The following is a 22,881-nucleotide window of genomic DNA, read 5'->3' as shown; positions in this document are numbered from 1 at the left end:
CCCGATTTAGATCGGTTTCTGTTTTAATTTATACGTTAACGGATTTTATTGCAGGAAATGGCCGCATTAAAGGCATCCAAAGCGGAAGAGACCGTTGCACCGTTGGGTTCGGAAGGTTCGGTCCATACCACACCCGGAGCTGTTTTTCCGTTCAGCATACTTTTGTGCCAAATAGAGGCTGCGTTCTTCTTTATAAATCGTCTATAGCTATTTTTGGGATCCTGTTGGTGCAGGTACATGAGATGGCGCATAAAAACCCCTTTGAACTGTTTGGCATCGGCCCTGCAATTATCGGGTTCACATCTTTTTTCAACCAAGATCGACCGGGAATCGGTCATGTTTTTTATCGTTGCCCTTGCCAGTGCATGGGCGCTTTGGAGATAATGCCCCTCTTTCGTTATCCTGTGCAGGTTCGCGAGTCCGGTCAAAACTACCCCTTGGTTATATGTCCATACATTTTCATTGATGCTTTCCTCACCATTTTTAAAGCGTACCCCGTCTTGGATATTTCCGTCCGAATTGAGCAATTGGGAAGCTATCATCCACTCCCAAATAGACGTTGCCCAATCCAGTGCGGATTTCCCGTTCACATTTTTTGTGCCGGCCAAATGGAGTCTGGTAGCTAAGGTCAATGTAAGACCGTTACTAATGGCGCTTTTGAATTTCAGTCCTTTTTTCCAATAAAGTCCGCCGTTTTCACTCCAACCCGTGGTAATATCCCCAAAAATGATATTGGCCATATCCAAATACTTTTGTTCGCCCGTATACTCCCAAGCATCTAACCAAGCAAGTGCCCACCATCCTTCATCGTCATAAAAATCATTGATGTAATTCTTGCAGATCCATGCCTCTTTTTCTTCTGTGGCCTCCACTTTAAAAGCTTTGGTTTTGTTATGGATGTCATCTATAGCTTCCTTAAAACCGGGATTGTCGGTCAACTTGGCATTGTTGATGAGTGCGGTCAGGATATTCGCGGCATTCCACCATGATGTGGTTTCCCATATGCCGGTTTCCCCGTTATGCCAATGGTCTAAATATCGGATCAATACCTTGGATCGATTGTCAAAAGTTTCTTGGCATTGTAGGGCCAAGCCCATTCCAAAAAAAGCAAAAAGAAAAAGTGTTGATTTCTTCATGAAACTGATTTTCATGCCTACGCCGAAAGTAAGCCTTTATATCGAATCCTTGAATTCCCGTAAGATATGCTGTGCCGCTTTTACAGGGGATATTTTAGCGGAAACAATATCTTTTTCCAATTCAGCCAATTGATCCGCTATATTTTTTGACCCATAGAACAATTGTTTAAGGCCCTCATTGATGTTGTTGTACATCCATTTGATCTGTTGGTGGTTGCGGTTCTTTAAAAAGTACCCATTTTCGTCGACCAGTTTTTTGTATTTGGTAATTTGTTCCCATACGGTATCGACACCGATATTTTTAATGGCAGATGCCGTTGAAACCACCGGACTCCATCCCGATTCGGATAATGGGAAAATGTGCAAGGCATTCTGGTATTGTCGCTTGGCGATCTCACTTTTCTTGATATTGTCCCCGTCCGCTTTGTTGATGACCACCATATCGGCCATTTCCATGATCCCTTTTTTTATCCCTTGGAGTTCATCCCCTGCACCGGACAGCATCAATAGTAAAAAGAAATCCGTCATCCCATGTACGGCGGTCTCTGATTGGCCAACGCCAACGGTTTCTATCAGGATGACATCGTAGCCTGCCGCCTCGCAAAGCAACATGGATTCCCCCGTTTTATTGGCTACGCCCCCAAGGGTGTCCCCTGTGGCGGAAGGCCTTATATAAGCGTCTTCCAAATTGGCAAGCTCTTCCATTCGGGTTTTGTCTCCTAGGATACTTCCTTTGGAGCGTTGGCTACTGGGGTCAATAGACAAAATACCTACTTTGTGTCCTTGACCTATAAGGTATTTTCCGAAAGCCTCGATGAACGTACTTTTTCCCACTCCGGGAACACCGGTAATACCGATACGGATCGAATTTCCAGAATAGGGTAAAATTGCCTGTATGATTTCTTTGGCCAGTACTTTATCACTTTCCAAATTACTTTCAACAATGGTGATGGCCCGGGAGAGAATAACCCTATCGCCTTTTAAAATACCATCAATATACGCTTTCGCGGTAAGTCGTCCTTTGGGTTTATAGTTTGTCATGGAGTACAGTATAAAATCGGAATATCCTTTGTCCAACAGAAAAAAATCACTTGGTTCCCGTAAGAAAAAAAGAGATGGTTCTTGAACAGAAATTAACTTAAAAATTGAAAGTTACAAAGGTAGGCATAAAGCCAAAAGCACCATAATTAAGATCGGTTTTTATACGCGTCAATTCCCGTGTATTTTCAATAATTTAAAATTTTATCATCCCTAATGAAAGAAGGGAAAGAAAAGGCGTCGAATTTTGTCAATTAATGATAAAATTCATTTTTAGTTTCTTTTTTTATAGTTATACTTGTTAGTACTTTTTCGGGAAATAAGAACGAACGATGAATGGAAAAAAAAGGGTAGGGTTAATCGGGGACTTGGTCAATTCAGATATATAAAGTCGGTAATTCTCCCTTTAAGGAAAAACCTAGGAAAGGGTTACGTTATCGATTGCCTATATGTCATAACCATTAGTCATACAAAAAAGAAAAACCAGACCGAATATGAATAAAAACTTCAAAGTAAACGTAAACCAAGATATATCGTTCAACATCACGGATCAGGATATTTCCAGTTTGGATGCGTTACCTACTTCCGGTACGGCGTATCACATTTTAAAGGACCATAAACCTTTTCTGGCCGAAATCCTTGCTTCGGATTTCAATACCAAAACATATACCGTAAAAGTAAATACCAGTACCTACGAAACGGTCATTTCGGATGACCTGGATCTATTGATCGCCAAAATGGGATTCTCAACAGGTTCGACCAAAAATATAGACGCCATACATGCACCCATGCCCGGACTTATTTTAGAAATCAATGTGGTCATCGGCCAGACGGTGAAGGAGGAAGATCCCTTGCTGATTTTGGAGGCCATGAAGATGGAAAACGTTATTGCTTCCCCCCGTACGGGAACCATTAAGTCCATAGCGGTCAATAAAGGAGAGGCCGTTGAGAAAAAACAATTGCTGATCGAATTCGAATAAGTTTCCCTTACGAACGCATTATACCGTCGTCAATAAAAGAGACTCCAATAAGCTAGAAAAATATAAAGACAGATGAAAAAAATCTTAGTGGCCAATCGTGGTGAAATTGCCATCCGTGTAATGAAGACCGCCCAGAAAATGGGCATTAAGACCGTTGCGGTCTATTCCACTGCCGATAGGGACGCTCCCCATGTAAAGTTTGCCGATGAAGCTGCCTGTATTGGTGGGCCACCTTCGAACGAATCCTATCTTGTCATTCCGAAAATCATTGATATCGCCAAGAAATTAAACGTAGATGCCATACATCCGGGGTATGGCTTTTTAAGCGAGAATGCCGAATTTGCCGAAGAAGTCGAAAAAAACGATATCATATTTGTTGGTCCGAAGGCAAAGGCCATACGGATAATGGGGAGTAAATTGGCGGCCAAGGATGCCGTCAAAAAATATGATATTCCCATGGTCCCGGGAATAGATGAGGCCATTACCGATGTGGAAAAGGCGAAAGAAATCGCAAAGAAGATCGGATTTCCGATCTTGATCAAAGCTTCTGCCGGAGGGGGAGGCAAAGGTATGCGGGTGGTGGAGAAAGAAAAGGACCTTGGATCCCAAATGACCAGGGCCATTAGTGAAGCTACTTCGGCCTTTGGGGATGGGGCTGTCTTTATTGAGAAATATGTAAAATCCCCAAGGCATATCGAAATACAGGTAATGGCGGACAGTCATGGTAACATCCTTCATTTTTTTGAACGGGAATGCAGTATACAACGAAGGCACCAAAAGGTTATAGAAGAAGCTCCTTCCTCGGTTTTAACCCCGGAACTTCGCAATAAAATGGGTGTCGCCGCCATTAAGGTAGCCAAGGCCTGTGATTATCTGGGAGCGGGTACCGTCGAATTTCTTTTGGATGCGGACCACAACTTTTATTTCTTGGAGATGAATACAAGGCTACAAGTAGAGCACCCGGTGAGTGAACTGATTGCCGGTGTCGATTTGGTCGAGCTACAGCTTCGGGTCGCCCGCGGTGAGGCCTTGGTATTGAAACAGGAAGATCTTAGGATAAAAGGGCATGCCCTGGAGTTGCGGGTATACGCAGAGGATCCCTTGAACGATTTCTTACCGAGTATTGGTACTTTGGAAACGTACAAGTTACCCGTAGGTGAAGGGGTTCGGGTAGATAATGGTTTTGAGGAGGGTATGAACGTGCCGATCTATTATGACCCAATGTTGTCCAAATTGATCACATACGCAGCAACTAGGGATGAAGCCATCCAAAGGATGTTGAAGGCCATTAGCGAATATACGATCAGGGGGGTGCAAACTACCTTGCCTTTTGGAAAATTTGTTTTTGAACATGATGCCTTTCGGACCGGAAAATTCGATACCCACTTTGTGAAGGATTATTATTCCCCAGAGGTATTAAAGGCCAAAACACATGAGGAAGCCAGAATAGCCGCGATCATTGCGTTGAAAAAATATAGGGAAGACCAAAAAATCCTAAGAACCCCAAGACAATAGATTATGGATCCAAGATTGAAAAAACTGGAAGAAAGAGAGGCTTTAGCACATAAAGGTGGTGGTAAAAGGCGAATAGATAAACAACATGCCAAGAAAAAGCTGACCGCAAGGGAGCGTATCGAATACCTGCTTGATGAAGGGTCGTTCGAAGAAATGGGGGTATTGGTCACACACCGATCTACCGATTTCGGTATGGAAAAGAAGCAGTATTTCGGGGATGGTGTCGTCACGGGATACGGAACGATAAACGGCCGGTTGGTGTATGTATACGCACAGGATTTCACGGTTTTTGGTGGTGCTTTATCGGAAACCCACGCGGAAAAAATCTGTAAAGTAATGGATTTGGCCGTAAAAGTCGGTGCTCCCATTATCGGACTGAATGATTCGGGAGGGGCCAGGATCCAGGAAGGTGTCCGTTCCTTGGGGGGGTATGCCGATATTTTTTATAGAAATGTCCAGGCCTCAGGGGTAATTCCCCAACTTTCCGCAATTATGGGTCCATGTGCCGGAGGGGCGGTTTACTCCCCTGCAATGACCGATTTTACCTTAATGGTAGAACAAACCAGCTATATGTTCGTGACGGGACCCAATGTGGTCAAAACGGTTACCAACGAGGAAGTGACTTCCGAAGAATTGGGTGGGGCCAATACCCACGCCTCAAAATCGGGAGTGGCCCATTGCACCTCGGCCAATGATGTGGAGTGTATGGAAGACCTGAAAAAATTACTGGGCTACCTTCCGCAGAACAATAAGGAGGTCACCCAAAAACTCCCTTATGAATTAAAGGATGAGGTACGAAATGTATTGAAGGACATAATTCCGGAAAACCCCAATAAACCCTATGATATGCATGGGGTGATCAAAGGGATCATTGATGAGGGTTCTTTCTTCGAAATCCATAAGGATTTTGCCGAGAACATGATTGTGGGCTTTGCCCGGTTGGCCGGTAGGAGTATCGGTATCATCGCCAATCAACCTATGTTCCTGGCCGGGGTATTGGGGGTCAAAAGTTCTATTAAAGCCGCTCGGTTTACCCGTTTTTGTGACGCATTCAATATTCCGCTTTTGGTATTGGTGGATGTCCCGGGGTTCTTGCCGGGAACCGATCAGGAATGGAATGGAATCATCGTGCATGGGGCAAAGTTGTTGTATGCATTAAGTGAGGCTACGGTACCACGGGTAACCGTAATTACCCGTAAGGCCTATGGTGGGGCCTATGATGTCATGAATTCCAAACATATCGGTGCCGATTTCAATTATGCCTGGCCTACGGCGGAAATTGCAGTGATGGGAGCAAAAGGGGCCAGTGAGATAATTTTCAAAAGGGAAATCGATGAAGCGGAGGATCCCATGGCCAAATTGGCGGAAAAGGAAGCGGAATACGCCGAAAAATTCGCCCACCCCTATAGGGCGGCAAGACGTGGGTTTATAGATGAGGTCATTCGCCCGGAAAATACGAGGCGTAAATTGATAAAGACCTTTAGCATGTTGGAGGGCAAAGAAGTAAATCGGCCGGATAGGAAACACGGTAATATTCCTTTATAACGGCCTTTGGTAAACATTTACAATCATTATACCCACAAAAAAGCGCGGTTTTCGGATGCACTAATTTGATTTTTATTACTGAAAATTTAAAAAGGATATGGCTACCTTTGCCCGATGCAAGAGGGAAACCAAAAACCGAATTTTGAATTTGTCGCCTTAATGGCGGCCCTGATGTCTATTGTTGCATTGGCAATAGATGCCTTATTACCAGCACTTTCTAATATAGGAATAGCTATAAATAGTTTTGATTCTACCGATCATCAATTATTGATCACCATGATTTTCTTGGGATTGGGCATCGGTCAATTGTTTTTTGGGCCTTTGTCCGATACGTTTGGCAGAAAACCTATGGTTTATTTGGGTTTCAGTGTTTTTACCGTGGCCAGTATCCTATGCCTTTGGGCACCTTCATTGGAGTGGATGATTGTCGGTAGGATACTCCAAGGAATCGGATTGTCCGCAGCACGGACCATAAGTATTTCCATCATCCGGGATACCTATAAGGGGGATTATATGGCAAAGGTGATGTCTTTCGTTACCGCCTTTTTTATTTTGGTCCCTGTGGTCGCACCGGCGATTGGCAAGGGGGTTATGGGGGTTTTCGGATGGCAGGCCATATTTTATGTGCAACTGATTATGGCTTTGGTGGTATCCGTTTGGTTTTGGAAACGTCAACCCGAAACCCTTCATCCTGAATATAAGATCCCCTTTTCGAGTCATATTTTTGTGGATGGGGTAAAGGAATTATCCAAGTTTAAGGAAACCATTGCGTTTACCATGATATCCGGGTTGATCACCGGGTCATTTTTGGTGTATCTCAGTGCTTCCCAGCATATTTTCGAAGATATTTACGGCCTTAAGGAAGCATTTCCGTTCATTTTTGCAGGATTGTCCGTATCCATTGGATTATCGACCTTTTTGAATGGTACCTTGGTATTGAAATTTGGGATGCGGAAACTATCCTTGACGGCCTTATCCCTGTTCAGTACGATTGCCTTGTTGTATGTGGTATTATTTTGGAATTCCGCAAACCCCGATATCATCGTATTGGTCGTATTTTTATCCCTACAATTTTTCTGTCTGGGCTTTATGTGGGGGAATTTCCGTTCCATTGCCATGGAGCCTATCGGCCATATTGCCGGTATCGGTGCTGCGATTACCGGTTTTATCTCCACTTTGCTTTCCATTCCCATAGCCGCTTTTGTGGGTAGCTTTATCAATGAGACCGTGTTGCCCATGTTTATGGGCTTGGCGATATGCGGGATGTTGTCCCTTGCTATTTTTCTGATTACGCAAAAGCGGATTTCCAAAAAGGCCAAACTCATGGCTTGACCAAATAAGAAAACCGTTCTTCGGCCATTGCCCAAGAACGGTTTTCGGTTGTTTAGGACCAAAGGCCTAACCGGTTTTATAGTGCGTTATCCATGATTTCCTTAACCACTTCAGGATTCAATAATGTACTGGTATCCCCTAGGTTAGCGGTGTCATTACTGGCTATTTTACGTAAAATACGTCGCATGATCTTTCCACTTCGGGTTTTTGGCAATCCCGTTACAAATTGGATTTTATCCAATTTAGCGATTGGGCCGATCAGCTCGGTAATCTGTTGGTTGATCTCATTACGTACATTGTCCCTATCACGACTTTCACCGGTCTCCTTGAGGATCACGAATCCATAAAGTGCATTTCCTTTAACGTCATGTGGAAATCCTACGATGGCCGATTCCGCAACGGCTTGGTGCTCATTAATGGCATCTTCTATAGGAGCGGTACCCAAATTATGGCCTGAAACGATGATCACATCATCGACACGGCCCGTGATCCTGTAATATCCTACGGCATCCCTATTGGCACCGTCCCCCGTGAAATACATGTTTTTGAAAGCCGAAAAGTACGTATCCCGGTAGCGATCATGGTTTCCCCAAATGGTCCTTGCCATGGAAGGCCAGGGGAATTTGATGCACAATCGACCTTCTACTTGGTTGCCTTTTATTTCATTGCCGGCCTCATCCATTAATGCGGGCTGAATGCCAATAAAGGGTAAAGTGGCAAAAGTGGGTGTTGTAGGTGTGACATAGGGTATTGGGGAAATCATGATCCCCCCTGTCTCCGTTTGCCACCAAGTATCTACGATCGGACTCTTTTTTTTGCCCACATTGTTGTTGTACCAATGCCATGCTTCTTCGTTGATCGGTTCACCCACAGAACCCAAAACCTTTAATGAGGATAGATCATACTTTTCGAGGTAGTCCAAATTTTCTTTCGCTAAGGCCCTGATAGCCGTGGGAGCGGTATAGAACTGATTTACCTTATGTTTTTCCACAACTTCCCAAAAACGGCCAAAATCGGGGTAGGAGGGCACGCCTTCGAACATTATCGAAGTCGCACCATTGGCCAAGGGACCATAAACGATATAGGAGTGCCCTGTTATCCACCCGATATCGGCCGTACACCAATACACATCTTCTTCCCGATACTGAAAGATGTTCTTGAAGGTGTAGGCGGTATACACCATATACCCCCCACAGGTATGTACCATACCCTTGGGTTTACCGGTGGATCCCGAGGTATAAAGAATGAACAGGGGGTCTTCCGCATTCATGATTTCAGCTTCGCAATCGCCATAGGCCTCTTCCATTAGGGGGGCGAGCCATTTGTCCCTTCCTTTGACCATCTCAATGTTACTATTGGTGCGTTTGACCACCAATACGTTCTTAACGCCAGGACATTCTTCCAAAGCCTTATCTACAATGCCTTTTAGGTCGATCGATTTATTTCCCCTATACGAACCATCGGAAGTAATGGCCATTGTGCAATCCGAATCTTTGATCCTTGTGGCAAGGGCATTCGATGAAAAACCTGCGAATACTACGGAATGTATGGCCCCGATCCTTGCACAGGCCAAAACGGCATAGGTAAGTTCCGGGATCATCGGCAGGTAAATACACACCCGGTCTCCTTTTTTTACCCCTAGGGATTTTAGCACATTGGCCATTTTACATACTTTCTCGAATAACTGCCCGTAGGTAATATGCAAGGCTTTTTCCTTTGGGTCATTAGGTTCGAATAGAATGGCGGTTTTGTTTCTTCGTGTCGGTAAATGCCTGTCGATACAATTTTCGGTAATATTCAATTGGGCACCTTGGAACCATTTAATCTCCGGTTTGGAGAAATCCCATTCCAGCACCTTGTCCCATTTTTTACGCCAAATGAAATGTTCCTCTGCGATTTCTTCCCAAAAACCCTCCGGATTCCGGACGGATTTTCTATAAACTTGATAGTATTCTTCTAAGTGTTTAATGTGATAGTTACTCATTTTATTCTGGTTTTAAATGGATCCGATTTTATGTGTTTTATATACTTGTGCTATTTCATCTATGATCTTTGGGTCATCTATGGTAGAAGGGATACTGATGTCTTCATTATCGGCAATTCCCCGCAATAATTTCCGCAAGATCTTCCCGGAGCGGGTTTTGGGCAATCGGCTTACCAGTATGACCTGTTTTAAGCCTGCTACGGGTCCGATTTGACTTCTTACTTCTTTGATTATCTCACTTTGAATGACCGATTCCGCAATTTCATTACCGGCTTTGGTAACGGCCAATGCCAAGGGAATTTGGCCCTTAAGGTCATCCTGTATACCAATGACGGCACATTCGGCCACTTGAGGATGGGAAGCGACGATTTCTTCCATTTCCGCGGTAGATAATCTGTGTCCGGCAACATTGATGACATCATCGACCCTTCCCGTTATGTAAACATAGCCATCTTCGTCCTTAAACCCTCCGTCACCCGAAAAATAGTAGCCGGGAAAACGTTCTAGATAACCGGCCTTGAACCGCTCGGGGTTTCGCCAAATAGTTCTCAGATTACCCGGAGGTAAGGGTAATTTAACGGTAACATATCCTTCGGAATTCGGTCCTAGGACATCCCCCGATCCATTTACTATTTGAATGTCGTACCCACAGACCGGAAAAGTAGCTGAACCCGGTTTTACTTTGGCCAATTCCACACCTACCATATTGGCCAGCATCGGCCAACCGGACTCGGTCTGCCACCAATGGTCAATGACCGGGACCTTTAGGTTTTCCTCCGTCCATTTCAGTGTGGAAACATCGCAACGTTCCCCGGCTAAAAATTGATATTTAAGGCAGGAAAGGTCATAGCCACGTATCATTTCCCCCTTGGGGTCTTCTTTTTTAATCGCCCTTATGGCTGTGGGTGCCGTAAACATTACCTTGACCCTATATTCGCTAATGACCCTCCAAAAAGTGGATGCATCGGGGGTTCTGATAGGTTTTCCTTCAAAAAGAACGGTGGTGTTCCTATTCAACAACGGGCCATAAACGATGTAACTATGGCCTACGACCCAACCTACATCGCTTGCGGCCCAAAATACATCCCCGGCATTTACCCCATAAACGTACTTCATTGAAAATTTGAGGGCCGTGGCATAACCTCCGGTGTCCCTAACGATTCCTTTGGGTTTTCCCGTAGTTCCGGAGGTGTACAGAATATAGGACGGATGGTTGGAAGCCACCTCGATCGGTTCGGCGGGCAGGGCATTTTTAACGGCTTCCAAGTAATCGATATCATAGGGTTTTACCGGCGTTGCAGCCCCTAAATGCCTTTGGAATAGTATAACGTTTTCCGGTTTGTGCGAGGCCATTGTAATGGCTTTGTCAACATAAGGTTTATAGGGTATGATGCGGTCTATCTCTATACCGCTCGATGCCGTAATTATGACCTTTGGGGTACAATCATCGATTCTTATGGCCAATTCATGGGGGGCGAAGCCTCCAAAGACCACGGAATGGATAACCCCGATCCGTACGCAGGCCAACATGGCATATACGGCCTGTGGGATCATCGGCATATAAATAAGGGCGGTATCACCTTTTTCGAGTCCTAAATCCTTTAAGGCCCCGGCTAATTTCGATACCTCTTTATGCAGTCGATTGTAGGTAATGATTTCTTTGGTGTTGGTAACCGGAGAATCATAAATAATGGCATTCTGCCTTCCGAAACCCTCTTCTATATGTTGGTCTATGCATAGATAACACAGATTCAATTTACCGTCGATGAACCACTGGGGGTGGTCATTCCCATCGTTGGTAAGTATGTTTTCCGGTTTGTGGTACCATTGCAGTTCGTGCGCTTGCGCTTTCCAGAATGCTTCCGGATTCTCAAGGCTCTGTTGGTAGAATTCCCGATATCTCATGACTTGGTTTTTGAGGTATTGAACAGACCAAACCAATTGGGGTTAAGGATCTCTAGTTTAATCAATACCCAAAGGATCGTTACGAAACAGATGCCCATAACAATGGAGTTCATGGGACTGATGGCCGTTTCACTTTCATACTTAAAACGTAGGTAAAGGGACACTATGGCATATATACAGATAAGTATATCCGATGCCAAAGGATTAAGACGTAATTTCATTATAACTTACATTAATTAGACATAGGTGTTGTTTGCACACAAAACCAGTTGTTAATTAAGCAGTCCTAGTATTTCTGAAACTATCTTTTTTATCGAAAACGGCTTGGTCAAGTATTTGTCAGCTCCGAGTTTTAAGCCTTTTTCAATATCTGAAACTTTATTTTTTGCGGAAAGGAATACCACTTTGGTATCCTTTAACAACGCACTGTTCTTAATATGGTCCAAGGTTTGAAAGCCATCTACATTGGGCATCATGATATCCAATAGGACCACATCGGGAATGTTGTTTTCCAATATCTGCATTGCTTCTCCGCCATCCCTTGCGATAAACACTTCAAAATTCTTTTTTTTGAAAGCATATTCCAAGGTCATTACAATATTCGGTTCATCATCAACAATCAATATTTTTTTCATTCCCAATAGTGCTTACAATTTAATTAAAAGGAAGTTTAAATCCAAAGGTTGTTCCAACTTTAGTGCCTTTTTCCACCCAAATGCTGCCCTGGTGTTTTTCAATGATTTGTTTGCTTATGGCCAGGCCCAAGCCACTTCCTTCCGGTTTGATCGTGTTTTGGTTCTTGGATTGATAGAATTTATCGAAAATATAATTTATATCCTCTTGGGGTATGCCTTTCCCATTGTCTTTGACGAAAATTTCGATACCATCATTCCCTAACTTATAATCCAAGGTTATGACACCTTTTTTGGGTTCACAGAATTTGATCGCATTGGAAAGTAAGTTGGTCAATACTTGGAGGATACGGTCCTCATCATAGGGAAGCTCGTAATGGAAACCATTGTTGTTCACAATGGTGATTTCTTTTTTGGCAGCGATATGTTGGGTGTTGCCAATGGCCTGTTTTAAGGTATTTTGGATATTTCTCTTCTTAAGGTTGAGTTGTTCCCTGCCTGTAGAAAGTTTCTCAAAGTCGAGGATGTTATTGATCAATCGGGACAGGCGATCCGAATCGCTAACGATATTTTTCAGGAATGTCTGGCGAACCTCGGTGGGCATTTCGTCGTTTTCATCCATCAAAAGTTCAGATGCCGCCCTGATACCGGTAATTGGGGTCTTTAATTCATGGGCAACGGTATCCAAAAATTCATCTTTTTGTTTATCCTTGACGATCAATTCCTCATTGGCATCTTTTAGCTTGCCCGTTAAATCGGTAAGTTCCTTGGATTTTTCCTGTAAGGCCTTGTTGTTACTGATGGTTTCTTTCGATTCTTCCAAGATCTTCAATACTTCGGGCAAACTTATCTCTTGTTCTTTCACCACCCCGGCGATCAGGATTTTGGCAGAGGCACCGCCTATACTCCCCGTCAATAATTTTTCTGAAAAGTTGATCAATCGGGCATCGGCCATTTGGGTATCGCTGGGAATATTGTATTTCCGAAAGAAAAGGTTCAGGGCACGTTGGGTCCGGTCTTCCCCCAAAAATTTTATCAGTACATTCTTTATGTCCGATACATAGGCTTCGCCTTTCCATACAAATGCACTATCCTGTAAAAAGGAATAATTCTTGCTATCCACGAACATTTCGGCATAATTACGTTCCCTATAATGTCCTTTAAACGCCAACGAAATTATAAGATAACACATCGTGTTGGCCATTAAACTCCAGAAAAAGGCATGGGCTGGCGGACTTAAAAAATCAATACCAAATAGGGCATAAGGCCTTAAAGCGGAAATGCCGAATAGTCCATGTTCGGTAAATGCACTATTTCCTGTAAATGCCTCTATGGTAAAGGGAAGTATCAGGGTATATGCAGAAATCAAAAAACCGAGGATTATGCCCAAGATGGCCGCAAGGGAAGAGCCACGGTTCCAGAATAAGCCGATAAAAAAGGCGGGGGCCAATTGGGCGACGATTACAAAAGAAATCAACCCGATGGAGTACAAAGAGAGTTCAATGGAAAAATTATTGTAAAAGAAATAGGCGATGATAATGACCGAAAAGATGGAGATGCGGCGTATATTCTTAATATAAATGGCATTGACTTCAGGTTTGGCCTTTATGAACTTATCGAGGAACCCATAGGGTATGATCAAGTTGTTACTGATCATTTTCGATAGGGCCAGGGTGGAAACGACTACCATCGATATGACGGCCGACAGCCCTCCAAGAAACACCAATAAGGCAAGAAACGTATGATCGCTGTTCAGCGGAAGCAAAAGGGCAAAGTATTCCGGGTTGGCGTTTTCCGTTAATGACAATTTACCCGCCCATGCAATAAAAATCACAAAAATATTGAAGAGCAATAGGTATAGGGGAAAAAACCATATGGCTTTCTTTAAATGTTTTTCCCGGCTATTCTCCAATACCGAAACCTGGAATTGTCGGGGTAAGAGAAAGATAGCGGTAAACGAAAGCAGTATCATAAAGCCCCAATCCATGCCGCCTCCCAAACCGGGGAGTTTGACCAAAAGGTCAAAATCGGTCGTTTGGGAAACCTTATCGTAAATGTCTTGGGTGCCATCAAAAAGATAATACGTGACATACACCCCGATAATTAAAAAGAAGGTGAGTTTCAAGAGTGATTCAAAGGCCACGGTGGTAACGATACCTTTGTGTTTTTCGGAGGCATCGGTTGCTTGGGTGCCAAAAAAAGTGGCGAAAATGGCCAAGATCAAGGCGATATAGAAGGTAGAATCATCAAAAATACTGGAGCCGATACTATGTGTTTCATTTGCCATAATGGCAAAAGATTCCGCGACCGCCTTCAACTGCAGGGAAATATAGGGTACGGTGGCCGTAATACACATAATGGTAATCAATGCCCCCAAAGACCTGTTGTTTGCATATCTAAGTGATATGAAATCGGCTATGGACGATACTTTGTGCTGTTTGGAGATCCGCATGATCTTCCGCATTAAAATAATCCAAAGGGGTATGGCTATGACAGGACCAAGATAGATAGGTAAAAAATCGACGCCCGAACTTGCGGCCATACCAATACTCCCATAATATGTCCATGCGGAACAATACACGGCCAGGGACAGGGAGTAGATGTACGGATTGTTCACCCATTTGCTCTTGGCGTTTTTTTCCGCAATAAAGGCGATAAAAAAAAGCACGGCCATATAACTTAATATGATAATGATCAAAATATAGTTATTCATAATATCTATTTAGAATGATATATGATATTATGACGGAGATCAGCCAAACGCCAAAAACATAGAAATAGAAATATGGGATTCCGTAAATGGCGCCATCAATGTTGAAAACCAATATGATAGGGATATTGAAAGCCAATAACAGCCCTAAGGTTATGATGATCAATTTCTGTTCGTGGCGTTTTTTCATGGTATAATGCGGAACGGATTAAATATATGAAAAAAGCAGTACACCTATTGGAAGCACTGCTTTGGACAATAACCTACTAACTATTTTAATGTGAACCGGCTTCCCCGGCACCACTTGGGATCCTAATACTTTCGACCATTTCCTGTACATCTTCGGGTGGGGCTGGAGTCATACGGGATACGACCACCGAAATGATGAAATTGATGATCATGGCGATCGTACCGAAACCTTCCGGGGAGGTACCGAGCCACCATTCACTCGCCGGTCTGGCATCCATAACCCCGATTAAGCCCGTTTTATAACGGATCATATAGAACAGCATTAAGGTAATACCTACGATCATACCTGCAATGGCCCCTTGCTTGTTCATCCGTTTGTCAAAAATCCCCAATATAATCGCTGGGAAGAATGAGGCCGCCGCCAAACCAAAGGCCAGGGCAACGACCGCCGCAACAAACCCGGGTGGATAAATACCGAAAAGTCCGGCAATGATGATCGCTACCAAGATGGCGATTCGTGCGGCCATTAATTCCCCCTTTTCGGAAATATTGGGATTTATTTGTTTTTTTATCAAATCGTGGGATATGGATGTGGAAATGACAAGAAGTAGACCGGCAGCCGTAGATAAGGCTGCGGCCAATCCACCGGCCGCTACCAGGGCGATGACCCAATTGGGCAAATTGGCGATTTCCGGATTTGCCAATACCATGATGTCCCTATCTACATACAATTCATTTGAAGAGCTATTGGCATTGGAAATCAATCTTTCCCCATTGGCTCCCCTGGCTTCCGTATATTTTGGTTTACCGTCGGTGGCCGCACCGTTTACGTATTGGATTTTCCCGTCTTTGTTCTTATCGGCCCAAGCGATTAGCCCGGTATCTTCCCAGTTTTTAAACCATTGTGGAATTTCGGTGTATGCCGTGTTGTCTACGGTCTCTATCAAGTTGGTACGGGCAAAAACGGCGATTGCGGGTGCCGTGGTATAGAGTATGGCGATGAACAGTAATGCCAGACCGGCTGATTTTCGGGCATCCTTTACCTTAGGTACGGTAAAGAAGCGTACGATAACATGGGGTAGGCCGGCCGTACCCACCATCAAAGCCAGGGTGATCGCGAACACGTCCCACGTGGTTTTCGTACCACTTGTGTACTCGTTAAAACCCAATTGGGTATGTAGGGTATCCAATTTATCCAACAAAAAGGTGCCGCCTTCCAGCTTGCCGCCCATACCTATTTGAGGAATGGGGTTTCCCGTCATTTGCATGGAAATAAAGAAAGCGGGGACCATAAAAGCAAAAATCAAAACACAGTATTGTGCCACTTGGGTATAGGTGATCCCTTTCATTCCGCCTAAAAAAGCGAAAACGAGCACCACGGCCATACCGATGATGACCCCGATATTAATATCGACCTGTAAGAATTGTGAAAATACGATGCCGACACCACGCATCTGTCCGGCCACATAGGTGAACGAAACAATCAAGGCGCAGATAACGGCCACGGTTCGTGCAGTGTTCGAATAATAGCGGTCGCCGATAAAATCGGGTACGGTGAATTTTCCGAATTTCCTTAGATAAGGTGCCAAGAGCAGGGCCAATAGTACATAACCCCCTGTCCAGCCCATTAAATAGACAGAACCATCATATCCCATAAAAGAGATCAAGCCAGCCATTGAGATGAAGGAGGCGGCACTCATCCAATCCGCTGCAGTGGCCATCCCGTTCGCTAAAGGGGAAACACCGCCACCGGCCACATAAAATTCCTTGGTGGATCCTGCCCTTGCCCAGATAGCGATTCCAAAATACAATGAGAACGTAATCCCAACTAAAATCCAAGTCCATAATTGAACACTCATAAGTACTGTTTTTTTTGGTTAGTTATTCGATTACTCGTCGTAACCGTATTTTTTATCCAGTTTGTTCATCAATCTTACGTAAACGAAGATCAGTACCACGAAGACATAGATCGAACCTTGTTGTGCAAACCAGAATCCCAGTTTGAATCCGCCTAATCGGAATTCGTTGAGGGCTTCCCTGAATAGTATGCCGGCCCCATAGGATACCGCGAACCAAATGGTGAGCAGTATGATCAAATACCGGAGGTTTTCTTTCCAATAGGCCGTTGCTTTTTTTTGTTTTTCACTCATAGTTGAAATTTTTATAGATAAATCATTGCTTGGAGGGTGATGGTCCCTGAGTCGGAATCACCGAACTTTTCGTTTTTGTACTCCAAGGTTAATTTGGAGTTATGTCCGTTCATGTAGGCATTAACACCTAGGCCAAGGATGTTCCTGTTGTCGTCTGTGGCATCATAACTGTTGGAAGCGAAGGATACGTAAGGTTGAAATCTTGTTTTAGTAATATCACCGGCAAAAACATAACCTATATGGGAGTAGACCATACTCCCGGTACCATAAACACTATACAGGTATTCGGTACCATAATCATTGTTTTGATAGGTGGCGTAGGCGGTAAGCGCACTGCCGTCATCACCGAGGGGGGTATCGTAGAAAGCGTCTATACCGAAAATGCTGACATCTTCTTTTTCCAGATTACCCGAGGCGTCGGCGATAACCGATCCTCCAGGATGTAAAAAGAAACCTGCCCCTAGATTGAATATTTTTTTCGTACCTAAATAAGAGCCTACTTTAAAAGGCAGGAAATTCGATTCTTGATCCAGGAAATTGAAATCGAAATAACCGGCATAGGCCTTGCCCGAATCCTTGGATCCCAGAAGCCTTTTTCCTGCGTAAACGGCGGGGCCGTTTGCTTCGGGTGTACGGGTGTCCAGGCCTTCGGTAGCCGCATCATTAATGGCAACCCTGTATTGTAGCTTTCCGAAATTACCTTTGGCAAAAATACCGATATGTCTGGCAAATTGATCGGTGAGCCCTAGGGTAGACCAGGATTGCCGATTGTTGTCCAAGGTCATGATATTCAAGGTACTTTGGTTGTTCAATCTTGATATTCCATTGAAATAATGCAGTCCGCCACCAACGACATGGTCTTTGGCAATGTTGTATTGCGCCCAAACATCATGGAAGAACAATTGGGAGCCCTCTCCCTTCCCTGTGGGTGACATGGTGTCGCTATTAAGGCTGTTAAGACCAAAATGGGTGAGGATCAGAAACTTTTTGTTGATTTGGGCGTACATTAAAATCCGGGCCCTTCTAAGGTTGATATTTGTGCTACTTGAGGTGTCGGGGGCATCGGTTTCGTAGGAGCCTTGTACTTGTGCCCAAGAGATGATGCGGAAATATTTGGTGCCTTCGTCATCCAAGGTAACCTTAAGGCCACCGTCATAATCGGGTGACCCTTGTGATTGCATCAACTGAAAGGTACAGCAGAGACCTATCAGCAGCAAGGCATGTTTCTTCATGATTTTAAGGATTTAGTTAGTAACAAATTGGTTTTGTGTGCCTAGCTAAACTCCTCAAAAGAAAGTGGGAATAAAAAAACGATATATATAATTGGAAATTTTATATAGTCAATCTCTGAATCGCTCCCATTTTATGAGCATGAACTTGTCGCCCAGTTCAGTGACCACGACTCCTGCGCCGGATATATTATCGGTATTTTGAAAATAGTGGGAAAGTTCCACGGCATTCAATATTTTATAGGTGGGATGATAGTCCGGGTTATAGGGTCTTTTGATGTTGTATTTCTTTACCCAATTCATGATGCTCACATGTGAGATCCCCAATATCCGTTCGATTTCGCGATATGACAAACCCTCTAAAAATAACTGTAAGGCCTTGTTTACATAATACCGGTCTATATTTTTCCCGATTTTATTTACAGAGAAGAAATAATTGCAGGCCTTGCACTTATACCGTTGCCTTTGGTTGACGATACCACTTTTTACGAATCGTTCGGATCCGCAGTTGGGACAGCTATTGATTTTCATATATATAAAATTAGCATAAATATATCAAATTAGCAAACTATATGATTTATAACAGGATTTAGGTGGTTTATTTCGAGTAATATTGGGTTAAAAGTGACCTGTGGTCTTGGGAGGCGTACTTTCTTATGGCTTTATCGTTATGCCTTTGATTGTGAAAGGGTTTCAATGATTATATTTAACCTATGAAAAATACCATTGCCGAACGTATTTATGATTTTCTGAAGGATTTTCCTCCGTTCAATACTTTGGAAACTTCCCAACTGATGGCCATTTGCGAACAGGTCAAGGTAGGTTATTATGAGGTTGGGGATTTTATCTTTAAGAAAGATGAAATTCGACATGATGTGTTTTATGTGGTAAAAGATGGTGCTGTCGGCATTTTCAAGGATGGGGATGTCCTTGTGGATGAATGCGATGAGGGGGATATTTTCGGTTTGAATGCACTTACCCATAATAGCAACTATTCATTGAGTGCCAAAGCCATTGAGGAAAGCATTGTTTATGCCCTGTCATCCGAATTACTGGAAACGTATATTACCGGAAATGTAGAGGCCGATTCCTTTGTAAAGGAGAGCTTTGCCTCAAATGCCCGAAATCTTATCAAAGGGGGCGATAACGGTGGGCAATCCTCCGATATAGCAGTAGGCAGAGGGCAAATGGATCATTTGATCTACATCCAGAATGTGACTATTAAAAAATCACCGGTAACCTGTCAACCGCATACACCGATCCGCGATGCCGCCTTAACGATGACCGAAAAAAAAGTAGGGTCGATAATCATCACTGCTGAAGATAGGCCCATAGGGATCATAACGGATAAAGATCTACGCACAAAAATTGCAACGGGTGGGTTTTCGATCTCCGATGTGGTAACCTGTATAATGAGCTCTCCGGTGATAACGATAGCGGAAAATATATCCATTGCCGAAGCCCAGATTACCATGCTGCGCAATAAAATCACACATCTGTGCATTACCAAAGACGGGTCGCCCGATTCCGAATTGGTCGGGGTACTCTCCGAACACGACATAGTTGTTTCACAAACGAACAATCCCTCATTCTTGATCAAAGAAGTAAAACGGGCAGAATCGGCTATGAAACTCAGGGATATTCGCCAAAAATCACATGGATTGATGCGGCGATATTTGGACCAACATATTCCGGTGCGATTTGTTTCGAAGATAATTTCCGCGATCAACGAGGCCATTACCCAAAAAATAATCACCTTGAGCCTGGAGGAAATGGCAGATCAGCCCCCTACAGGTTTTTCATGGCTTTCCCTAGGGAGCCAAGGTAGGGGAGAGCAACTGCTTTTGACCGATCAGGACAATGCCCTGGTATTTGCCGACGTGCCTCCCCGGGATATGGAAAGCACCAAGGCATATTTTCTTGCACTGGCCCGATCGGTTACTGAAAAATTGAATACGGTGGGATTCGACTTTTGCCCGGCCCAAATGATGGCGAGCAATCCGAAGTGGTGTTTGTCCCTCACCCAATGGAAAAACCAATTCCACGATTGGATTACCAAACCCGATGAGGATAAGATCATGCATTCGACCATATTTTTTGATTATGAGGCGGTATATGGGGAAGCGAATTTGGTCCAGCAGCTGTCAGAAAGCATTCTTAAGTCCATAGACGGTTATGCCATATTTTTGAATTTCTTAGCTTTGAATGCCATCAAGAATCCACCACCATTGGGTTTCTTTAGACAGTTTTTAGTGGAGTCGGGAGGAGCGCATAAAGATCTTTTCGATATAAAGGCCAGGGCCATGATGCCTTTGGTCGATGCTGCAAGGCTTTTGATATTCTCCAAGGGCATAATAGGGCCTACCAATACGATCATGAGATTCGAGAAGCTCGCCGAACTCGAACCACAGAATAAAGACATTTACCATGGTTGTATCGATGCCTTCAAGACTTTATTGCGATTTAGGACGGTGGAAGGACTGAATCAGAATGATTCCGGTAGGTTTATAGACTTAAAATCGATCAGCAAAGCAAATCGGTTAAAACTAAAAGGTTGTTTTGGTGCCGTTAAGGATATTCAGGAGTTGATAAAAGTACGTTTTAACCTGGCTCAATTAATGTAGATGTTCAAAAGGATGTTCAGAAATAATACGCCCGAATTTTGGAAGGACTACACCCGTCATTTCAAGAATAAACCCTCGCGCCATTTGAATGAAGTTCGCTTTGTGGTCTTCGATACCGAGACAACGGGACTTGACATTGGTAGGGATCGTATTTTGTCCATTGGGGCCGTTTCGGTTTTTGATTTGATGATCGATGTCGGGGATTCATTGGAGTTGTACGTAAAACAGGAATTCTTTAATGCCGATACCGTACGTATACATGGTATTTTAAAAGAAGGGAAAGTTCATAAACTATCCGAAGAAGAGGCCATAAAAGCTTTTTTGGCTTATATCGGGAATGCTGTTTTGGTGGCCCATCATGCAGCTTTCGATATCACCATGATCAATATCGGGCTCGATAGAATGGGGTTGCCCAAACTCAAGAACAAGGTATTGGATACCGGAATACTGTTCAAGAAAACCACCCTATGTAAAGATCGGGAGGAACTCTATTCCCTTGATCGTCTGTGTTCGTTCTTCAACTTGAAAAAACATGATCGCCACACGGCGGTTGGCGATGCCTTTTTAACGGCAATGGTATTTTTAAAGATCGTGTCCAATTTATCCAAGACCCGGACCCCCATGTTGAACGACCTATTGTTTCATTGGAACCGCAAAGGCTTGCTCTAAATTCGGAATACCTAGTTAGGCCAATAAAGCACCCCGCACGATGAATCCCTAATGGCACCTGTGACCGAAGAAAGTACGTTGATTTCCCGTTCCATACGCAAAACACCCATTAGGGCGAATATCAAGGCCTCTTTATTCTCGATCAACTCCCCTGATGGGACCACGACCTTTACCTCCTTACCTAATTTTTCCCTCAAGGTTGCTATAAGAAAATCATTCAATGCTCCACCACCCGTTACGAATAAACTGGATTCCGATGGACTTTTTGTGTTATGGACTTGAATGGCAATTTGTTCGCATAAATGATGAATGCAGGTGTGCAGAAGATTTTCAATACGGTCATCGGTAGCCGCTACAATGGGCACGACTTTTTCCATAAACCATTCGTAGCCGGTGGATTTAGGGTAGGGTAAGCGGTAGTATTCCAAAGTATTCAGTGCCTTGAGCATTTTTTCATTTATCTTTCCACTTTGGGCCAATGCCCCTCCTTTGTCATATTTCAGGTCTATTTTTAGTGTAATATGATTCAGGACCATATTGGCCAACCCGATATCATAGGCAATGCGTTGGCCGTTTTTCTCAAAGGATATGTTACTGATTCCCCCTAGGTTCAAACAAAAATCGTATTCCCCGAACAACAACCGATCACCAATGGGTACCAAAGGCGCCCCTTGTCCTCCCAAAGCGACATCATTGGTCCTAAAATCGCATATTACCTTGTAGCCACAGGTATTGGCCAAATGTTGGCCCGAACCTATTTGGTAGGTGAGGCCGTTTTCAGGCTGATGATGGGTTGTATGGCCATGGCTGGCTATAAAATCGACCTTCAAATGGTTGTCAGCAATAAAGGATTTCACCTCTTTTCCCAGCCATTCCCCATAGTTATTGTTGAAAATCAGAAGTTGATCGGCAGAAAGGGATATGGAATCCTTCAATTGTGCTTCCATTTTTTTGGAGTACGCGACACTTCGGGTTTTCACGATCTTATAGTCCCAACGGTCCAAGGTTTTCGTAAAATGGCAATAGGTAAGGTCCAAACCATCCAAGGAAGTTCCGGACATGAGTCCGATGACTTTATAAATGTTCATAATCGGAAAGTATAATTGTTCATGGAATAGGAAAAAAATAAGCGGAAAGTTACTAAGTTTCAATGCTAAAAAGAGCAAATCGAACGATACTTTTTCAACAATGTGATTGTATAAAAATTACAATAATCATTATTTACTTTGGGGGAAATTATTAT

19 protein-coding genes are annotated in these 22,881 nt (G+C 43.6%); 6 read left to right on the top strand and 13 right to left on the bottom strand.

Annotated features, from left to right (window positions below):
• Positions 1 to 35: 35 nt before the first annotated feature.
• Both PHU20_RS17090 and meaB read right to left on the bottom strand, forming a co-directional pair.
• Complete coding sequence (locus tag PHU20_RS17090; RefSeq protein ID WP_274826622.1) at positions 36 to 1,136, bottom strand: glycoside hydrolase family 76 protein; 1,101 nt, start codon at positions 1,134 to 1,136, stop codon at positions 36 to 38.
• Between the two features lie 36 nt (positions 1,137 to 1,172).
• Entirely contained in the window at positions 1,173 to 2,177 is a 1,005-nt protein-coding gene (meaB, locus tag PHU20_RS17085; protein WP_274826621.1) for a methylmalonyl Co-A mutase-associated GTPase MeaB, read from the bottom strand.
• Positions 2,178 to 2,668: 491 nt separating this feature from the next.
• On the opposite strand from meaB, the gene PHU20_RS17080 reads away from it, so the two are divergent.
• The 4 genes from PHU20_RS17080 to PHU20_RS17065 all read left to right on the top strand — a co-directional run bounded on the left by PHU20_RS17080 (position 2,669) and on the right by PHU20_RS17065 (position 7,546).
• Positions 2,669 to 3,154, top strand: a complete 486-nt coding sequence (locus PHU20_RS17080; RefSeq protein WP_274826620.1) for an acyl-CoA carboxylase biotin carboxyl carrier protein subunit — start codon at positions 2,669 to 2,671, stop codon at positions 3,152 to 3,154.
• 72 nt (positions 3,155 to 3,226) lie between these two features.
• Entirely contained in the window at positions 3,227 to 4,669 is a 1,443-nt protein-coding gene (accC, locus tag PHU20_RS17075; RefSeq protein WP_274826619.1) for an acetyl-CoA carboxylase biotin carboxylase subunit, read from the top strand.
• Positions 4,670 to 4,672: 3 nt separating this feature from the next.
• Entirely contained in the window at positions 4,673 to 6,214 is a 1,542-nt protein-coding gene (locus PHU20_RS17070) for an acyl-CoA carboxylase subunit beta (RefSeq protein ID WP_274826618.1), read from the top strand.
• Between the two features lie 114 nt (positions 6,215 to 6,328).
• Complete coding sequence (locus PHU20_RS17065; RefSeq protein ID WP_274826617.1) at positions 6,329 to 7,546, top strand: multidrug effflux MFS transporter; 1,218 nt, start codon at positions 6,329 to 6,331, stop codon at positions 7,544 to 7,546.
• Positions 7,547 to 7,622: 76 nt separating this feature from the next.
• Here the strand turns inward: PHU20_RS17065 and acs are convergent, their stop codons facing one another.
• From acs to PHU20_RS17015, 10 genes are all read right to left on the bottom strand, one after another.
• The gene (acs, locus tag PHU20_RS17060) at positions 7,623 to 9,530 is read right to left on the bottom strand and encodes an acetate--CoA ligase (protein ID WP_274826616.1); all 1,908 of its coding nucleotides are present in this window, start codon (positions 9,528 to 9,530) and stop codon (positions 7,623 to 7,625) included.
• 12 nt (positions 9,531 to 9,542) lie between these two features.
• Positions 9,543 to 11,435, bottom strand: a complete 1,893-nt coding sequence (locus PHU20_RS17055) for an acetate--CoA ligase (protein ID WP_274826615.1) — start codon at positions 11,433 to 11,435, stop codon at positions 9,543 to 9,545.
• Positions 11,432 to 11,656 (bottom strand): hypothetical protein, encoded by a 225-nt coding sequence (locus PHU20_RS17050; protein WP_274826614.1) that lies wholly within the window; start codon positions 11,654 to 11,656, stop codon positions 11,432 to 11,434. The genes PHU20_RS17055 and PHU20_RS17050 overlap by 4 nt, the downstream gene beginning before the upstream one ends.
• A gap of 51 nt (positions 11,657 to 11,707) precedes the next feature.
• Complete coding sequence (locus PHU20_RS17045; RefSeq protein WP_274826613.1) at positions 11,708 to 12,070, bottom strand: response regulator transcription factor; 363 nt, start codon at positions 12,068 to 12,070, stop codon at positions 11,708 to 11,710.
• A gap of 19 nt (positions 12,071 to 12,089) precedes the next feature.
• Positions 12,090 to 14,780 (bottom strand): sensor histidine kinase, encoded by a 2,691-nt coding sequence (locus tag PHU20_RS17040; protein WP_274826612.1) that lies wholly within the window; start codon positions 14,778 to 14,780, stop codon positions 12,090 to 12,092.
• Positions 14,773 to 14,967 carry a hypothetical protein gene (locus tag PHU20_RS17035; protein WP_274826611.1) on the bottom strand — a complete coding sequence of 65 codons (195 nt, stop codon included), beginning with the start codon at positions 14,965 to 14,967 and terminating at the stop codon, positions 14,773 to 14,775. The genes PHU20_RS17040 and PHU20_RS17035 overlap by 8 nt, the downstream gene beginning before the upstream one ends.
• An 85-nt stretch (positions 14,968 to 15,052) precedes the next feature.
• Complete coding sequence (locus tag PHU20_RS17030; protein ID WP_274826610.1) at positions 15,053 to 16,825, bottom strand: sodium:solute symporter family protein; 1,773 nt, start codon at positions 16,823 to 16,825, stop codon at positions 15,053 to 15,055.
• Positions 16,826 to 16,855: 30 nt separating this feature from the next.
• Positions 16,856 to 17,116 (bottom strand): DUF4212 domain-containing protein, encoded by a 261-nt coding sequence (locus PHU20_RS17025; protein ID WP_274826609.1) that lies wholly within the window; start codon positions 17,114 to 17,116, stop codon positions 16,856 to 16,858.
• Between the two features lie 11 nt (positions 17,117 to 17,127).
• Positions 17,128 to 18,348, bottom strand: coding sequence for a hypothetical protein (locus PHU20_RS17020; protein WP_274826608.1), 1,221 nt, complete (start codon positions 18,346 to 18,348; stop codon positions 17,128 to 17,130).
• 108 nt (positions 18,349 to 18,456) lie between these two features.
• Positions 18,457 to 18,876 carry a transposase-like zinc-binding domain-containing protein gene (locus tag PHU20_RS17015; RefSeq protein WP_274826607.1) on the bottom strand — a complete coding sequence of 140 codons (420 nt, stop codon included), beginning with the start codon at positions 18,874 to 18,876 and terminating at the stop codon, positions 18,457 to 18,459.
• Between the two features lie 182 nt (positions 18,877 to 19,058).
• Here PHU20_RS17015 and PHU20_RS17010 point away from each other — a divergent pair, with 182 nt between their 5' ends.
• On the top strand, positions 19,059 to 20,969 hold the full coding sequence (locus tag PHU20_RS17010) for a DUF294 nucleotidyltransferase-like domain-containing protein (protein ID WP_274826606.1): 1,911 nt from the start codon (positions 19,059 to 19,061) through the stop codon (positions 20,967 to 20,969).
• A gap of 12 nt (positions 20,970 to 20,981) precedes the next feature.
• The gene (locus tag PHU20_RS17005) at positions 20,982 to 21,638 is read left to right on the top strand and encodes a 3'-5' exonuclease (protein WP_274826605.1); all 657 of its coding nucleotides are present in this window, start codon (positions 20,982 to 20,984) and stop codon (positions 21,636 to 21,638) included.
• Between the two features lie 11 nt (positions 21,639 to 21,649).
• Here the strand turns inward: PHU20_RS17005 and PHU20_RS17000 are convergent, their stop codons facing one another.
• Positions 21,650 to 22,726, bottom strand: coding sequence for an anhydro-N-acetylmuramic acid kinase (locus PHU20_RS17000; protein ID WP_274826604.1), 1,077 nt, complete (start codon positions 22,724 to 22,726; stop codon positions 21,650 to 21,652).
• Positions 22,727 to 22,881: the final 155 nt, after the last annotated feature.

The sequence above is a fragment of the Maribacter polysaccharolyticus genome, from assembly GCF_028882255.1.
Classification (GTDB): domain Bacteria; phylum Bacteroidota; class Bacteroidia; order Flavobacteriales; family Flavobacteriaceae; genus Maribacter_A; species Maribacter_A polysaccharolyticus.
Note: the sequence above shows the minus strand (reverse complement) of the source record. Positions and strands in the feature narration are given on the sequence as shown.

Bases quoted from the DNA above. Each gene is read 5' to 3' on its own strand.
- PHU20_RS17020 (WP_274826608.1), bottom strand. From the start codon at position 18,348: ATGAAGAAACATGCCTTGCTGCTGATAGGTCTCTGCTGTACCTTTCAG.
- PHU20_RS17015 (WP_274826607.1), bottom strand. From the start codon at position 18,876: ATGAAAATCAATAGCTGTCCCAACTGCGGATCCGAACGATTCGTAAAA.
- acs (WP_274826616.1), bottom strand. From the start codon at position 9,530: ATGAGTAACTATCACATTAAACACTTAGAAGAATACTATCAAGTTTAT.
- PHU20_RS17030 (WP_274826610.1), bottom strand. From the start codon at position 16,825: ATGAGTGTTCAATTATGGACTTGGATTTTAGTTGGGATTACGTTCTCA.
- PHU20_RS17070 (WP_274826618.1), top strand. From the start codon at position 4,673: ATGGATCCAAGATTGAAAAAACTGGAAGAAAGAGAGGCTTTAGCACAT.
- PHU20_RS17010 (WP_274826606.1), top strand. From the start codon at position 19,059: ATGAAAAATACCATTGCCGAACGTATTTATGATTTTCTGAAGGATTTT.
- PHU20_RS17040 (WP_274826612.1), bottom strand. From the start codon at position 14,780: ATGAATAACTATATTTTGATCATTATCATATTAAGTTATATGGCCGTG.
- PHU20_RS17090 (WP_274826622.1), bottom strand. From the start codon at position 1,136: ATGAAGAAATCAACACTTTTTCTTTTTGCTTTTTTTGGAATGGGCTTG.
- PHU20_RS17065 (WP_274826617.1), top strand. From the start codon at position 6,329: ATGCAAGAGGGAAACCAAAAACCGAATTTTGAATTTGTCGCCTTAATG.
- PHU20_RS17055 (WP_274826615.1), bottom strand. From the start codon at position 11,435: ATGAGATATCGGGAATTCTACCAACAGAGCCTTGAGAATCCGGAAGCA.
- PHU20_RS17005 (WP_274826605.1), top strand. From the start codon at position 20,982: ATGTTCAGAAATAATACGCCCGAATTTTGGAAGGACTACACCCGTCAT.
- PHU20_RS17045 (WP_274826613.1), bottom strand. From the start codon at position 12,070: ATGAAAAAAATATTGATTGTTGATGATGAACCGAATATTGTAATGACC.
- PHU20_RS17025 (WP_274826609.1), bottom strand. From the start codon at position 17,116: ATGAGTGAAAAACAAAAAAAAGCAACGGCCTATTGGAAAGAAAACCTC.
- PHU20_RS17080 (WP_274826620.1), top strand. From the start codon at position 2,669: ATGAATAAAAACTTCAAAGTAAACGTAAACCAAGATATATCGTTCAAC.
- meaB (WP_274826621.1), bottom strand. From the start codon at position 2,177: ATGACAAACTATAAACCCAAAGGACGACTTACCGCGAAAGCGTATATT.
- PHU20_RS17050 (WP_274826614.1), bottom strand. From the start codon at position 11,656: ATGAAATTACGTCTTAATCCTTTGGCATCGGATATACTTATCTGTATA.
- PHU20_RS17000 (WP_274826604.1), bottom strand. From the start codon at position 22,726: ATGAACATTTATAAAGTCATCGGACTCATGTCCGGAACTTCCTTGGAT.
- accC (WP_274826619.1), top strand. From the start codon at position 3,227: ATGAAAAAAATCTTAGTGGCCAATCGTGGTGAAATTGCCATCCGTGTA.
- PHU20_RS17035 (WP_274826611.1), bottom strand. From the start codon at position 14,967: ATGAAAAAACGCCACGAACAGAAATTGATCATCATAACCTTAGGGCTG.